The 16,328-nt window shown below is 46.2% G+C and carries 11 protein-coding genes and 2 pseudogenes; all 13 read right to left on the reverse strand.

What is annotated here, in order from left to right; genetic code table 11:
* Positions 1-13: 13 nt before the first annotated feature.
* Positions 14-511 (reverse strand): annotated as a pseudogene (locus L5M17_RS22355) (GTP-binding protein); the annotation flags it as partial.
* 72 nt (positions 512-583) lie between these two features.
* Entirely contained in the window at positions 584-2,680 is a 2,097-nt protein-coding gene (fusA, locus tag L5M17_RS22360; RefSeq protein WP_006083603.1) for an elongation factor G, read from the reverse strand.
* A gap of 78 nt (positions 2,681-2,758) precedes the next feature.
* Positions 2,759-3,229: a 30S ribosomal protein S7 gene (gene rpsG, locus L5M17_RS22365; protein WP_011787570.1), complete on the reverse strand. Its 471-nt coding sequence runs from the start codon at positions 3,227-3,229 to the stop codon at positions 2,759-2,761.
* Between the two features lie 81 nt (positions 3,230-3,310).
* A complete protein-coding gene (rpsL, locus tag L5M17_RS22370) occupies positions 3,311-3,685 on the reverse strand; it encodes a 30S ribosomal protein S12 (RefSeq protein WP_006083605.1) in 375 nt (124 codons plus the stop codon).
* Positions 3,686-3,864: 179 nt separating this feature from the next.
* A complete protein-coding gene (gene rpoC, locus L5M17_RS22375; protein WP_105251033.1) occupies positions 3,865-8,082 on the reverse strand; it encodes a DNA-directed RNA polymerase subunit beta' in 4,218 nt (1,405 codons plus the stop codon).
* An 84-nt stretch (positions 8,083-8,166) separates the two neighbouring features.
* Positions 8,167-12,198, reverse strand: coding sequence for a DNA-directed RNA polymerase subunit beta (rpoB, locus tag L5M17_RS22380; protein ID WP_263149238.1), 4,032 nt, complete (start codon positions 12,196-12,198; stop codon positions 8,167-8,169).
* Positions 12,199-12,441: 243 nt separating this feature from the next.
* A complete protein-coding gene (gene rplL / locus L5M17_RS22385) occupies positions 12,442-12,807 on the reverse strand; it encodes a 50S ribosomal protein L7/L12 (RefSeq protein ID WP_105251031.1) in 366 nt (121 codons plus the stop codon).
* Positions 12,808-12,861: 54 nt separating this feature from the next.
* Positions 12,862-13,362, reverse strand: a complete 501-nt coding sequence (gene rplJ, locus L5M17_RS22390) for a 50S ribosomal protein L10 (protein ID WP_006083609.1) — start codon at positions 13,360-13,362, stop codon at positions 12,862-12,864.
* Between the two features lie 267 nt (positions 13,363-13,629).
* The gene (rplA, locus tag L5M17_RS22395; RefSeq protein ID WP_105251030.1) at positions 13,630-14,331 is read right to left on the reverse strand and encodes a 50S ribosomal protein L1; all 702 of its coding nucleotides are present in this window, start codon (positions 14,329-14,331) and stop codon (positions 13,630-13,632) included.
* 4 nt (positions 14,332-14,335) lie between these two features.
* Positions 14,336-14,764, reverse strand: coding sequence for a 50S ribosomal protein L11 (rplK, locus tag L5M17_RS22400; RefSeq protein WP_006083611.1), 429 nt, complete (start codon positions 14,762-14,764; stop codon positions 14,336-14,338).
* A 127-nt stretch (positions 14,765-14,891) separates the two neighbouring features.
* Positions 14,892-15,443 (reverse strand): transcription termination/antitermination protein NusG, encoded by a 552-nt coding sequence (nusG, locus tag L5M17_RS22405; protein WP_105251029.1) that lies wholly within the window; start codon positions 15,441-15,443, stop codon positions 14,892-14,894.
* A 9-nt stretch (positions 15,444-15,452) separates the two neighbouring features.
* Positions 15,453-15,824 carry a preprotein translocase subunit SecE gene (secE, locus tag L5M17_RS22410; protein WP_006083613.1) on the reverse strand — a complete coding sequence of 124 codons (372 nt, stop codon included), beginning with the start codon at positions 15,822-15,824 and terminating at the stop codon, positions 15,453-15,455.
* Positions 15,825-16,085: 261 nt separating this feature from the next.
* Positions 16,086-16,328, reverse strand: a pseudogene (tuf, locus tag L5M17_RS22415) (elongation factor Tu); the annotation flags it as partial.

The raw sequence follows: 16,328 nt of genomic DNA on the forward strand, positions 1-16,328 counted from the left end.
ATCACCTGGGAAAATCACCTGGGAAATCGTATTCTGACAGAAGTTCACGCACTTCCATTTCAACCAATTCCAGTAACTCTTCGTCATCTACCATGTCACATTTGTTCATGAACACGATGATGAAAGGTACGCCAACCTGACGAGAAAGCAGGATGTGCTCACGAGTCTGTGGCATTGGACCGTCTGTAGAGGCAACTACTAGAATCGCGCCGTCCATCTGTGCAGCACCAGTGATCATGTTTTTAACATAGTCAGCGTGGCCTGGGCAGTCTACGTGTGCGTAGTGACGTGAAGGCGTGTCATATTCGATGTGAGAGGTATTGATCGTAATACCGCGCTCACGCTCTTCTGGAGCGTTATCGATTTGAGAGAAGTCTTTAGCTTCGCCACCGTAGGTCTTAGCCAGTACGTGAGAGATAGCTGCAGTCAGTGTGGTTTTACCATGGTCAACGTGACCAATGGTGCCCACGTTTACGTGAGGCTTAATACGTTCAAATTTAGCTTTTGCCACGATATATTCCTTTCTTTTCAGAATAGTCCAGTCAGTGCTGGACCATAATAACATTTATGTCGTAACTGGATATTAGCTACGAGATTCAATAATCGCTTTTGCAATGTTTTGCGGTGCATCAGAGTACTTCAAGAACTCCATAGAGTATGAAGCGCGACCCTGTGTAGCAGAGCGCAAATCAGTTGCATAACCAAACATTTCAGAAAGAGGCACTACAGCATGGACTATTTTGATGCCACCGAAGCCATCATCCATCCCTTCAATTAAGCCACGACGACGGTTCAAATCACCAACGACGTCACCCATATAATTTTCAGGGGTAGTTACTTCTACTTTCATGCAAGGTTCGAGCAACGCCGGATTCGCTTCAAGCGCACCCTTTTTGAAGCCCATAGAACCTGCAATTTTGAACGCCATCTCGTTCGAGTCCACATCATGATATGAACCATCGAACAGAGTGACCTTCACGTCCAACACAGGGAAGCCAGCGAGAACGCCATTCTTCATCTGTTCTTGGATACCTTTATCAACCGCAGGAATGAATTCACGAGGAATCACACCTCCCACAACAGCATTGACAAATTCGTAACCAGCGCCTTCTTCATTAGGCTCTAGTTTTAACCAAACGTGACCGAATTGTCCACGACCACCTGATTGGCGTACAAATTTACCTTCAGCTTCTACTGAAGCTCGGATAGTTTCGCGGTAGGCCACTTGTGGCTTACCTACGTTACATTCAACACCGAATTCGCGACGCATACGGTCGACGATGATGTCTAAGTGTAACTCACCCATACCCGAAATCAGAGTTTGTGATGATTCTTCGTCAGTTTCAACTCGGAATGATGGATCTTCCGCTGCAAGCTTTTGCAACGCGATACCCATTTTGTCCTGGTCGGCTTTTGACTTAGGCTCAACGGCAATGGTAATTACTGGCTCTGGGAACTCCATACGTTCCAAGATCACTCTATGATCGTTATCACAAAGCGTATCACCCGTAGTCACTTCTTTTAGACCAATCGCCGCTGCGATATCACCAGCACGGACTTCTTTCAGTTCAGTACGATCGTTTGCGTGCATTTGCACCATGCGACCTACGCGTTCACGCTTCTGTTTGACAGAGTTGTAAACGCCCGAACCTGATTCGAGTACGCCAGAGTACACGCGAATAAAGGTCAAAGTTCCTACGAATGGATCTGTAGCAATCTTAAATGCCAATGCAGCAAAAGGCGCATTGTCATCTGATGGGCGTTCTACTTCTTGGTCGTTCTCATCGATGCCCTTAATTGGAGGCACATCAATTGGCGCTGGCAAGAATTCAATAACCGCATCAAGTACCGCTTGAACGCCTTTGTTCTTAAATGCAGAACCACAAGTCGCTAAAACGATTTCATTATTTATAGTACGCTGACGTAGCGCCTTTTTAATTTCGTCTTCTGATAGCGTGCCTTCTTCAAGGTACTTATCCATCAGTTCATCCGAAGATTCGGCTGCCACTTCAACCAGATACTCATGCATTTCAGCCGCTTTAGCCGCTAACTCTGCAGGGATCTCCTCATAAGTGAAAGTCATACCCTGGTCTGATTCATTCCAGTTAATTGCTTTCATCTTGATTAAGTCGATCACGCCTTTGAAGTTTTCTTCTGCACCAATATTCAATTGAATAGGCACACAAGTGGCTCCAAGACGAGTTCTAATTTGCTTCACTACACGTTCAAAGTCTGCACCTGCACGGTCCATCTTGTTGATAAATACTAAGCGTGGAACGCGGTATTTATCAGCTTGACGCCACACTGTTTCTGACTGAGGCTCAACACCAGATGAACCACAGAAAACGACAACAGCGCCGTCGAGGACGCGCAGAGACCGTTCAACTTCAATAGTAAAGTCAACGTGACCAGGGGTATCGATGATATTGATGCGGTGTTCAGTGAATTGAGCATCCATACCACGCCAGAATGTGGTTACCGCAGCCGAGGTGATAGTGATACCACGCTCTTGCTCTTGAACCATCCAGTCTGTGGTAGCGGCGCCGTCATGCACCTCACCGATTTTATGAGACAAACCGGTATAGAACAGAACACGTTCTGTTGTGGTGGTTTTACCTGCGTCAACATGAGCACAAATACCGATATTACGATAACGCTCAATTGGGGTTGTACGAGCCACGATTATACCCTCTCCACCAAGACCTAAGCCTTGGCAATATCAACAACTATGGTGTGGGCCTAAGCCCACACCATCATATTACCAACGGTAATGAGCAAAGGCTTTGTTAGCTTCAGCCATGCGATGCACGTCTTCACGCTTCTTAACAGCAGTACCTTTGTTTTCAGACGCATCCAGCATTTCACCTGCCAGACGTAAAGCCATAGATTTTTCACCACGCTTACGAGCAGCTTCAACTAACCAGCGCATCGCCAGTGCGTTACGACGCACAGGACGAACTTCACATGGTACCTGGTACGTAGAACCACCAACGCGACGAGATTTAACTTCGACTGATGGGCGAACGTTGTCCAGGGCTGCTTCAAGGATAACTAAATGGTTTTCGCTTTTCTTTTCAGCGACAACATCTAGTGCCTTGTAAATAATTTTTTCTGCAGTCGACTTTTTGCCGTCTTGCATAATGACGTTGATGAACTTAGCCAGCAACTCACTGTGAAACTTTGGATCTGGTAGGATTTTACGTTGTCCTACAACGCGACGTCTTGGCATAACAATTCTCCGTATGCTTCAGGGATTTCCAAAACTGGAATTCTCAAAATAAAACTAGCTTGGCCTTACTTAACGGATAAGTTAAGACTTAGGACGCTTAGCACCGTATTTAGAACGGCTTTGGCGACGTGAAGTCACGCCTGCACAGTCTAATGCGCCACGAATAGTGTGATAACGCACACCTGGTAAGTCTTTAACACGACCACCACGGATTAAGATCACGCTATGTTCCTGCAGGTTGTGGCCTTCACCGCCGATGTACGAAGTAACTTCGAAACCGTTAGTTAGACGCACACGAGCTACTTTACGTAGTGCAGAGTTAGGTTTTTTAGGGGTAGTAGTGTACACACGTGTACAAACACCACGTTTTTGCGGGCACGCATTCAACGCAGGCACGTTAGTCTTGTCGACTTTTGGCGCGCGTGGCTTACGTACCAACTGGTTTACAGTTGCCATGTATAGCTCCGAGTCAGTTGAATCAAACTCAACGATAAGGTGTGAAAAATCTATATCCCACAATGGTGGGACGCGGAATTTTAGAAAGGTAATGCCTGACTGTCAAGAAATAGCCAACTTTTGCGGCATATTACAAGAAAAAAGGCGCCATAGGCGCCTTTTTATAACAAACTTATTACTTAATCTTGGCTACCAGCCAAGTTTAAGAGATCGGCCAAGTTCTGTTCGGCTTCACTTGCAGTGATCTTGTTCACTACTACAGGTTCGTTTTTCTTCGCACGCGCTTCATTACGAGTCTTGTGATAAGCGTAACCAGTACCGGCTGGGATCAGTCGGCCAACGATAACGTTTTCTTTCAGACCACGTAATTGATCGCTCTTACCACCTACAGCGGCTTCGGTCAGTACGCGCGTGGTTTCTTGGAACGATGCTGCTGAGATAAAGGATTCTGTTGCCAGAGATGCTTTAGTAATACCCAGTAGTTCACGTTCAAAGGTCGCAGGCACTTTACCTTGGGCGATCAGTTCGCGGTTAGCAATCTTCACGCGTGACACTTCAGCTTGTTCCCCTTCGAGGAAGTCAGTGTCACCGGCAGAAGTGATAAGACACTTACGCAGCATCTGACGGATGATCACTTCGATATGCTTATCGTTGATCTTCACGCCTTGCAGACGGTAAACGTCCTGTACTTCGTTCACAATGTAGTTTGCTACGTTGTGGATACCACGAAGACGCAGAATGTCGTGTGCCGCTTCTGGACCGTCAGCGATAACTTCACCACGTTCGACTTTTTCACCTTCGAACACGTTTAAGTTACGCCACTTAGGGATCATCTCTTCATAATGATCGCCGCCATCAGCAGGTGTAATCACCAAACGACGCTTACCTTTGGTCTCTTTACCAAACGAGATGGTACCAGAGATTTCCGCCAGAATAGCAGGCTCTTTTGGCTTACGCGCTTCGAACAAGTCAGCAACGCGTGGCAGACCACCGGTGATGTCGCGAGTTTTAGACGATTCCTGAGGAATACGAGCTAATGCGTCACCCACGTTGATTTGCGCGTTATCTTCTAAGTTAACGATCGCACTACCTGGTAAGAAGTATTGTGCTGGTACTTCAGTACCTGGGATCATCAAGTCAGCACCATTAGCGCCAAGCAGACGGATCATTGGGCGCATTTCTTTACCCGCAGTACCACGCTGACCAACGTCAAGGATCACGATTGATGACAGACCCGTTAGTTCGTCTGTTTGACGTGTCATAGTGACACCGTCAATCATGTCTACGAACTTGATACTACCCGCCACTTCAGAAATGATTGGGTGAGTATGTGGATCCCAGTTAGCGATAACATCGCCCGCTTCAACAGCCGCTTCTTCTAGTTTCTCGAGCACAGTACCGTATGGCACTTTATAACGCTCTTTCTCACGACCCAGCTCGTCAATAACAGCCAGTTCAGAAGAACGAGAAACGATAACCAGTTTGCCGTCACTGTTAGTAACATGCTTAGCATTATGCAGTTTCAATGAACCCGAGTTTTTCACTTGGACATTGTTTTCTGCAGACGCTCTAGATGCCGCACCACCGATGTGGAACGTACGCATCGTTAACTGTGTACCTGGTTCACCGATAGATTGTGCTGCCACAACACCGATGGCTTCACCGTGGTTAATAATATGACCACGAGCCAAGTCACGACCGTAACAAGCTGCACACACACCGAAATCGGTATCACAAGAAATAACAGAACGTACAATCACTTCGTCGATTGAATGCTCTTCTAACTTGTCACACCATGCTTCGTCGAGTAGCGTGTTACGTGGTGCTAATACGTCTTCAGTGCCGGGATAGAACACATCAATCGCAACCACACGACCCAGTACGCGTTCACGTAACGGCTCAACCACATCACCACCTTCAATCAGCGGTTTCATGGTTAGACCTTCGTGAGTACCACAATCGTCTTCGATAACCACTAAATCTTGTGCAACGTCTACAAGACGACGAGTCAGGTAACCCGAGTTCGCTGTCTTCAATGCCGTATCGGCTAGACCTTTACGCGCACCGTGAGTAGAAATAAAGTACTGGAGTACGTTTAGACCTTCACGGAAGTTAGCGGTAATTGGCGTTTCGATGATTGAACCGTCTGGCTTAGCCATCAGACCACGCATACCAGCCAACTGACGGATCTGTGCGGCACTACCACGAGCGCCTGAGTCAGCCATCATATAGATGCTGTTAAACGAGGCTTGTTTCTCTTCAACACCATCACGGTTAATCACTGTCTCAGTTGACAGGTTTTCCATCATAGCTTTAGAAACTTTTTCGTTGGCACTTGCCCAGATATCGATAACTTTGTTGTAACGCTCACCGGCTGTGACTAGACCAGATTGGAACTGCTCTTGAATTTCAAGAACTTCTGCTTCTGCATCAGCAACTAAGGTGTATTTCTCGTCTGGAATAACCATGTCATCGATACCGACAGAGGCACCAGAGATGGTTGCAAAACGGAAACCGGTATACATCAATTGGTCAGCGAAGATAACCGTATCTTTCAGACCCAGTTGACGATAACAGGTGTTCAACAGTTTAGAGATCTGCTTTTTGCCCATGTTCTGGTTAACCAGATCAAATGACAAACCTGCTGGCAGAATAAGTGACAGCAGAGCACGACCCACAGTCGTATCAACGATACGGCGTTGTTCAGTGCGCTCACCATCGTCACCAATAATGGTTTCAGTGATACGAACTTTAACGCGGGCATGCAGTTCAGCAGCGCCAGTTGCGTAAGCTTTTTCAACTTCAGCAACAGACATAAATGCCATACCTTCACCACGGCCGTTAATACGCTCACGGCTGGTATAGTACAGACCCAATACCACGTCTTGAGACGGGGTGATAACAGGCTCGCCGTTGGCTGGTGACAGGATGTTGTTGGTAGACATCATCAGGGCACGGGCTTCAAGCTGCGCTTCCAGTGTTAACGGTACGTGTACCGCCATTTGGTCACCGTCGAAGTCGGCGTTGTATGCCGCACAAACGAGTGGGTGTAACTGGATCGCTTTACCTTCAATCAGTACAGGTTCGAACGCTTGGATACCCAGTCTGTGCAGTGTTGGTGCACGGTTGAGCATCACTGGATGTTCGCGGATCACTTCATCCAAAACGTCCCATACTTCCGCCACTTCACGCTCAACCATCTTCTTAGCCGCTTTGATGGTAGTAGCTAAGCCACGACCTTCTAGCTTGCCATAGATGAATGGCTTAAACAGTTCCAGTGCCATCTTCTTAGGAAGACCACATTGGTGCAGACGTAGAGTAGGACCTACGGTAATGACCGAACGACCAGAATAGTCGACGCGCTTACCCAACAAGTTCTGACGGAAACGACCTTGCTTACCTTTGATCATATCAGCCAAAGATTTCAGAGGACGCTTGTTAGAACCGGTAATAGCACGACCACGACGACCGTTATCTAATAGCGCATCAACAGACTCTTGTAACATACGCTTTTCGTTGCGTACGATAATGTCTGGCGCAGCTAAATCTAACAGACGCTTCAAACGGTTGTTACGGTTGATCACGCGGCGATACAGGTCGTTAAGATCTGAAGTCGCGAAGCGGCCGCCATCGAGCGGAACCAACGGACGTAAGTCAGGTGGTAACACAGGCAGTACTTTTAAGATCATCCACTCAGGCTTGTTGCCTGAAGTGTAGAATGCTTCCATCAACTTAAGACGTTTAGTCACTTTCTTGCGACGAGTCTCAGAGTTGATTGAAGGCAATTCTTCACGCATTTGTTCGATTTCTTTCGCTAAATCGATAGCACGTAACAGTTCAAGTACTGCTTCGGCACCCATTTTAGCTTCGAACTCATCACCGTATTCTTCTAATGCATCCAGATAAGTTTCTTCTGTCAGCATTTGGCCACGTTCAAGGCTGGTCATGCCAGGCTCGATCACGACAAATGATTCAAAATACAGTACGCGTTCGATATCACGCAGCGTCATATCCAGCATTAAGCCAATACGTGACGGCAGTGATTTTAAGAACCAAATGTGCGCAACTGGGCTAGCCAGTTCGATGTGACCCATACGCTCACGACGTACTTTAGTTTGGGTTACTTCAACGCCACACTTTTCACAAATAACACCACGGTGCTTCAAACGTTTGTACTTACCGCACAAACATTCGTAATCTTTGACTGGGCCAAAGATACGCGCACAGAACAGACCTTCACGCTCAGGCTTGAAGGTACGGTAGTTGATGGTTTCTGGCTTCTTAACTTCACCAAAAGACCAAGAACGGATCAGATCAGGCGATGCCAGACCAATTTTGATGCCGTTAAATTCTTCAGTCTTGCTTTGCTGTTTCAGAAACTTTAATAAGTCTTTCACGTTTCTCTCCTGAAGGAGTTAAACCGGGTGCTCCGCTTGCACGGAGCACCATTCTGTTTGCCAAACGCGGCTAAAGGCCTGCGCTTATGCCTGATCCAACTCGATATTAATACCGAGTGAACGGATCTCCTTCAGTAACACGTTGAAGGACTCTGGCATGCCAGGTTGCATCTGATGGTTACCGTCGACGATGTTCTTATACATCTGAGTACGACCGTTAACGTCATCCGATTTAACAGTGAGCATTTCTTGAAGCGTATAAGCGGCACCGTATGCTTCTAGTGCCCACACTTCCATCTCACCGAAACGCTGACCACCGAACTGAGCTTTACCGCCCAGTGGTTGTTGAGTCACTAAGCTGTACGAACCGGTAGAACGGGCGTGCATCTTGTCATCAACTAAGTGGTTCAGTTTGAGCATGTACATGTAACCTACCGTTACTTGACGCTCAAATTCGTTACCGGTACGACCATCAAACAACTTCAACTGACCAGAGGTTGGCAAACCTGCAAGTTCAAGCATCTGCTTGATCTCTTTCTCTTTAGCACCGTCGAATGCAGGAGTTGCAATCGGGATACCGCCTTTCAGGTTAGTCGCAAGACGTAATACTTCATCATCAGTGAATGAATCGATATCGACGCGCTGCTGCACTTCGTCACCTAATTCATAAACTTGCTTGATGTAACCACGAACTTCAGCCAGCTCACGCTGTTCTTCAAGCATCGCAGTGATCTTGTTACCAATACCTTTGGCAGCGGCGCCCATATGGACTTCAAGTACCTGACCAATGTTCATACGTGATGGAACACCTAGCGGGTTCAATACAATGTCTACTGGGTTACCTTGTTCGTCATATGGCATGTCTTCGATTGGGCAAATCTTAGAGATAACACCCTTGTTACCGTGACGACCCGCCATCTTGTCACCAGGTTGGATAGTACGCTTAACCGCTAAGTAAACCTTAACGATCTTGAGTACGCCTGGCGCCAAGTCATCACCTTGGGTGATCTTGCGACGTTTGATTTCAAACTTCTTATCGAAGTCAGCTTTCAGCTCTTCATGCTGTTCAGCTAATTGCTCAAGTTCAGTTTGTTTTGCTTCATCGTCAATGACTTGAACCAATACATCTTTACGTGGCAACGCAGCAATTTGCGCTTCAGTGAAACCAGCACCAATTAACAGGTTACGTGCACGGCTCAATACACCTTCTTCAAGGATCTTGAACTCTTCGCCTAAGTCTTTACGAGCTTGGGCAATATGCATCTCTTCGATTTCAACTGCACGCTTGTCTTTTTCAACGCCGTCACGGGTAAATACCTGCACGTCGATGATAGTGCCCTTAACAGAGTTAGGAACACGCAGTGAACTGTCTTTAACATCAGACGCTTTCTCACCGAAGATAGCACGGAGTAACTTCTCTTCTGGCGTTAGCTGTGTTTCGCCTTTTGGCGTCACTTTACCAACCAGAATATCGCCGCCCTTCACTTCTGCACCAATGTAAACGATACCTGACTCGTCGAGTTTCGACAGAGCAGATTCACCTACGTTTGGAATATCAGCCGTGATTTCTTCGCTACCCAGTTTGGTATCACGAGCAATACAAGACAGCTCCTGAATGTGGATAGTGGTGAAACGGTCTTCTTGCGCTACGCGCTCAGAAATTAAGATCGAGTCTTCGAAGTTGTAACCGTTCCAAGGCATGAATGCGATACGCATGTTCTGGCCAAGGGCTAAGTCACCTAAGTCAGTAGACGGACCGTCTGCTAACACGTCACCACGAACGACTGGCTCACCAACAGCACAACAAGGGCGTTGGTTGATACAAGTGTTTTGGTTAGAACGGGTGTATTTAGTCAGGTTATAAATGTCGATACCGGCTTCGCCTGGACGCAGCTCATCTTCATTTACTTTAACAACGATGCGGCTCGCATCAACGTAGTCTACAAAACCACCACGTTTAGCAACAACCACAACACCAGAGTCAACAGCCAAAGTACGCTCAATACCAGTACCTACTAGCGGCTTTTCAGAGCGCAGTGTGGGTACGGCTTGACGTTGCATGTTCGCACCCATCAAGGCACGGTTAGCATCGTCGTGTTCTAAGAACGGGATCAGCGACGCAGCAACAGAAATAATCTGTTGTGGCGAAACGTCCATATACTGGATGTCAGCAGCGCGCATAAAGGTCGATTCACCTTTATGACGACAAGCAATTTGCTCTTCTGCCATACGACCGCTAGCGTCAACTTCGATGTTCGCCTGTGCAATCACATAACGACCTTCTTCAATTGCTGACAAGTATTCCACTTCGTCAGTAATCACGCCGTCGATAACCTTGCGGTATGGCGTTTCTAGGAAGCCGTAAGAGTTAGTACGGGCAAAACTTGCTAATGAGTTGATTAGACCAATGTTTGGACCTTCAGGGGTCTCAATTGGACATAAACGACCATAATGCGTTGGATGTACGTCGCGGACTTCGAAGCCAGCACGTTCACGAGTCAAACCACCAGGGCCAAGTGCAGAAATACGACGCTTATGCGTTACTTCTGACAGCGGGTTGTTTTGGTCCATGAATTGTGACAGCTGAGAAGAACCGAAGAACTCTTTCACTGCAGCAGAAATTGGCTTAGCGTTGATCAAGTCTTGTGGCATCAGCTCGTTCAGATCGCCTAAAGACAGACGTTCACGCACGGCGCGCTCAACACGGACTAAACCAACACGGAATTGGTTTTCAGCCATTTCACCGACGCTACGAATACGACGGTTACCTAAGTGATCGATGTCATCGACTTCGTCGAAACCGTTACGGATATGAATGATGTTCTTCATTACCGCGACGATGTCTTCTTTTGACAATACACCGCTACCTTCGTCATCAGGAATGCTGAGACGACGGTTGAACTTCATACGACCTACTTTAGACAGGTCATAACGCTCTTCACTGAAGAACAAGTTCTGGAATAGTGCTTCGGCAGCATCTTTGGTTGGTGGCTCGCCAGGACGCATCATACGATAGATCTCAACCAGCGCTTCTAAGCGGTTAGTGGTTGAATCGATACGCAGCGTATCTGAAATATAAGCACCATGATCTAGCTCGTTGATATACAACGTGCTGATATCTTTAATACCGGCCAATGATAGTTTAGCCAGATCTTCTAAGCTAATTTCACTGTTGGCAGAGACTAAAACTTCACCCGTGTCCGGATCGATATAATCTTGAGCAGCATATTTGCCCACGATATATTCAACTGGCACTTCAAGCTCAGTGGTATTGGTCTTTTCTAACTGACGAATGTGACGCGCAGTAATACGACGTCCCGCTTCAACCAGTATAGAGCCTTCAGCATCCTTGATGTCATAGCTGGCAGTTTCGCCACGCAGACGTTCAGGCACCAAAGACATGACCAGAGTATCTTTCTTGATCTTGAACTCAACGCGTTCGAAGAACAGATCGAGGATCTCTTGAGTAGAATATTCTAATGCACGTAACATGATGGTCGCAGGCAGTTTGCGGCGACGGTCAATACGCACAAATAGTGCATCTTTAGGATCGAATTCAAAGTCAAGCCATGAACCACGGTAAGGAATAATACGTGCGTTATACAGCACCTTACCTGATGAATGGGTTTTACCACGGTCATGATCAAAGAACACGCCTGGAGAACGGTGTAATTGAGATACGATTACACGCTCAGTACCGTTGATAACAAAAGTACCGTTATCCGTCATCAATGGGATATCACCCATGTAGACTTCTTGTTCTTTAATATCTTTTACTGTGCCCGCCGCTGCTTCACGGTCATACAACACCATGCGTAATTTAACGCGTAGTGGAGCTGAATACGTAACACCACGGATCTGACACTCTTTCACATCAAAAACAGGCTCGCCAAGCTTATAGCTGACGTATTGCAGTTCTGAGTTACCAGAAAAGCTCTTGATGGGAAAAACGCTACGGAAGGCGGCTTCTAAACCGCGCTCACCGGTAGGATCTTGATCGGTGAACTTCTTAAAAGAGTCTAGCTGGATAGACAATAAATAAGGGATATCCAAAACTTTTGGACGCTTACCAAAGTCTTTGCGAATACGCTTCTTTTCAGAATAGGAGTAAACCATGGGTTTCCTCTGCTTACGAGATGTGACCAAGACTGAATAAATAACTTAAGTTATTAAAATTCAGCACGTTTGCCCATCACCGTTGATGGCAAGAACCTAACCAGTAATCTCTGCTAGGGACTGCAAAATTTGGCGACAAACGGTGAAAAAAAATCGCCAGCGCATATAGCGCAAAAAAGGCCGACGGTTAAAAAACCGCCAGCCTCCACCCAAGTGGCTTGGGTGAGCAAGCTAAATAATAGCTTACTTAATTTCTACAGAAGCACCAGCTTCAGTAAGTTCTTTCTTCAGAGCTTCAGCTTCTTCTTTAGAAACGCCTTCTTTAACTGCTACTGGAGCAGCTTCAGACATAGCTTTAGCTTCTTTCAGGCCTAAACCAGTTGCGCCACGGATGGCTTTAATAACTGCAACTTTGTTGTCGCCGTGAGCAGTCAGAACTACGTTGAATTCTGTTTGTTCTTCAACAACAACTGCTTCTGCACCGCCAGAAACAACAGCAGCAGCGGCAGAAACGCCGAACTTCTCTTCCATAGCTTCGATCAGTTCAACAACTTCCATTACAGACATAGCTGCAAAGGCTTCTAAGATTTGGTCTTTAGTGATAGACATAACAAATGTTTCCTATTGTTCTGAATTCAATTTTATTAAGCAGCCAGCTTGAAATTAAGCGGCTTCTTGTTTTTGATCGCGCAGGGCGGCCAGTGTACGAACGAACTTGCCAGCAGATGCTTCTTTCATAGTCATCATTAACTGAGCTAGTGCTTCTTCGTATGTTGGCAGTTTCGCCAAACGATCAATTTCAGCTGCAGGGATGAAATTCCCTTCAAAGGCTGCGCCTTTAACTTCGAAGTTAGCTTGTTCTTTAGCAAAGTCTTTTAACAGACGTGCTGCAGCACCTGGGTGCTCTAAAGAAAAAGCAATCAAAGTTGGGCCAGTGAACGTTTCTGCTAGGCACTCAAAAGCAGTACCTTCAACAGCACGACGAGCTAGCGTGTTACGTACTACACGTACATATACACCAGCTTCGCGAGCTTTTTTACGCAGACCGGTCATAGCACCTACAGTCACACCGCGAGAATCAGCGGCAACTGCAGATAGCGCACCTTTGGCAGCTTCGTTGACTTCAGCAACAATCGCTTTTTTGTCTTCGAGTCTTAATGCCATTGGCTTTACTCCTGGATTCTACCTAGGGTATTCCCTAGTATTTACCATACTAAATACTTATGTATTTAGTGACTTACGGTGCAGATTATCCAGTAAAAAATTTTAGCTGGGGCCTGACACCGTCTACGCAGGAAATTAAGTTATTTTTACAAAAACACCTGCGGTCTTGGACGGAAACCTGGGTTAAACTCCGCCTAAACGGAAGATAAAACAGGCTTCAACCCACAAAGTGCGCGCATTATAGACTAATGCACCCGCTTTGTAAAATTATAGAGTTGTTTCAAGCGTAGCTTGATCAACTGCAACACCTGCACCCATAGTGGTAGAGATGCTGATCTTTTTCACGAAAATGCCTTTAGCAACTGCAGGCTTAGCCTTTTTCAGTGCTGACACTAACGCTTCCAAGTTTTCTTTCAATTGAACTGGTGTGAAATCCACTTTACCGATAGTAGTGTGGATAATACCGTTCTTGTCGTTACGGTAACGAACTTGACCCGCTTTGGCGTTCTTAACAGCTTCAGCAACGTTTGGCGTTACTGTACCTGTTTTAGGGTTAGGCATTAAACCACGTGGGCCTAAGATTTGACCTAACATACCAACAACGCGCATTGCATCTGGAGATGCGATAACTACGTCAAAGTTCATTTCACCGGCTTTGATTTTCTCAGCCAGATCATCCATACCAACTAGCTCAGCGCCAGCAGCTTTAGCAGCTTCAGCATTTGCACCTTGTGTAAATACTGCAACGCGAACGTCACGACCAGTACCGTGTGGCAACACTGTTGCACCACGAACGTTTTGGTCAGATTTACGTGGGTCGATACCCAGGTTAACTGCTACGTCTACACTTTCAACGAATTTTGCAGTTGCTAATTCTTTTAACAGAGCAACAGCTTCGTTGATATCGTAGCTTTTAGTACCGTCAACTTTTTCGCGAATTACGCGCATGCGTTTAGTTAGCTTTGCCATTATATTAATCCTCTACAACCAAACCCATTGAACGCGCAGTACCTTCGATTGAGCGAGTCATCGCTTCAATGTCAGCACCAGTCATATCGGCAGCTTTCAGTTCAGCAATTTCTTGAACTTTAGCGCGAGCGATAGTACCCACTTTCTGAGTGTTTGGACGTGGAGAACCTGATTTCAGGCCTGCAGCAGTCTTCAGTAAGTAAGACGCTGGAGAAGTCTTAGTTTCAAAAGTGAATGAACGGTCACTGTAAACAGTGATCACGACTGGAATAGGCATGCCTTTTTCCATTTTTTCTGTACGGGCGTTAAACGCTTTACAGAATTCCATGATGTTCACACCTTTTTGACCCAAAGCTGGACCAACTGGTGGTGATGGGTTCGCAGAACCGGATTTTACTTGTAGCTTAATATAAGCATCAATCTTCTTTGCCATTTGACATTTCCTCAGTTTGGGTTCAAACGCGCATCAGCGACATGCTGACATGCTCCCCCGAAAACAACGGGTGCGAATTATATAGAAATTCGCACCCGTTGCCAAACGGATTTTGTAGTTTATTTAATCAGCCTTTTTCAACTTGACTAAAATCAAGTTCAACAGGCGTAGAACGACCAAAGATCATCACTGATACTTTCACGCGGCTCTTGTCATAATCCACTTCTTCAACGGTACCGTTAAAGTCAGCAAATGGACCATCACACACACGTACCACTTCACCAGGCTCAAATATGGTTCTATGAGTCGGTGACGCTGTCGTTTCTTGTAAGCGACGCAGAATTGCATCAGCTTCTTTATCTGAAATTGGGGCAGGACGATCAGACGTTCCGCCAATAAAGCCTAAAACACGCGGGATGCTTTTGACTAAATGCCAGCTGTCATCGTTCATTTCCATCTGGACTAACACATAGCCAGGGAAAAACTTACGTTCGCTCTTGCGACGCTGACCTGCACGCATTTCGATGACTTCTTCAGTCGGAACCAATACTTCACCGAAGTATGCTTCCATGCCATGCATTTTAATATATTCAATCAGTGACTTACAAACTCGGCCTTCATAGCCTGAGAATGCCTGCACTACATACCATCTTTTTTTAGCTTCTTTAGCTTCAGTCATTCGAGGTGCCTATACGCCAGTGATAAAATTGACAATTCGCATTAATACAGCATCCATACCCCAAAGGATAAGAGCTAAGATACCTGTTGCTGCAAGGACAATAAAAGTGGTGTTTAGCGCTTCTTGACGCGTCGGCCATACAACCTTGCGCACTTCGATATGCGCTTCACGGGCAAAAGCTAACGCTTTTTTACCTTTTACAGTCTGAAGCGCAATAAAACCAGCAATAGCGAATGCAACGATAACACTAAGCGCACGTATGACGGCACTGGCTTCGCTATACATTTGATTGCCAATAACAGCAGCGGCTAGCAATACAATCACTAAACCCCACTTCACGATATCCAGAGAATTGTTCTGGTTTTCAGTATTTGTTGTCATCGGTTTTTCCGTTACTCAATACGGCCTGAGCTTAGAGCACATTAATTGACGGGCATAATCCCACATCACTCTGCATTTCCGAACACCCTTAGAAACGCAAAATAGCATAAGCTCAGGGTCAAAAATCGGCCATAGATTGTATTCTTATTCGACTTTGTAAGCAAGGATGCGAATCCCATGCAAACCACAAAACCTATGAAATAATCCACTTAAACAAAAAAGGAAGCCGAAGCTTCCTTTTCAAACTAATTTCTATCGCAATTAAGCGATGATTTTAGCTACTACACCAGCACCAACTGTACGACCACCTTCACGGATTGCGAAGCGTAAACCTTCGTCCATCGCGATTGGGCAAATCAGAGTCACTACCATTTTGATGTTGTCGCCAGGCATTACCATCTCTACGCCTTCTGGCAGTTCGATAGTACCGGTTACGTCAGTTGTACGGAAGTAGAACTGTGGACGGTAGCCTTTGAAGAATGGAGTGTGACGTCCGCCTTCTTC

Origin of the sequence: Shewanella sp. SW24 (genome assembly GCF_025653395.1) — a bacterium.
In the GTDB taxonomy this organism is placed as follows: domain Bacteria; phylum Pseudomonadota; class Gammaproteobacteria; order Enterobacterales; family Shewanellaceae; genus Shewanella; species Shewanella oncorhynchi.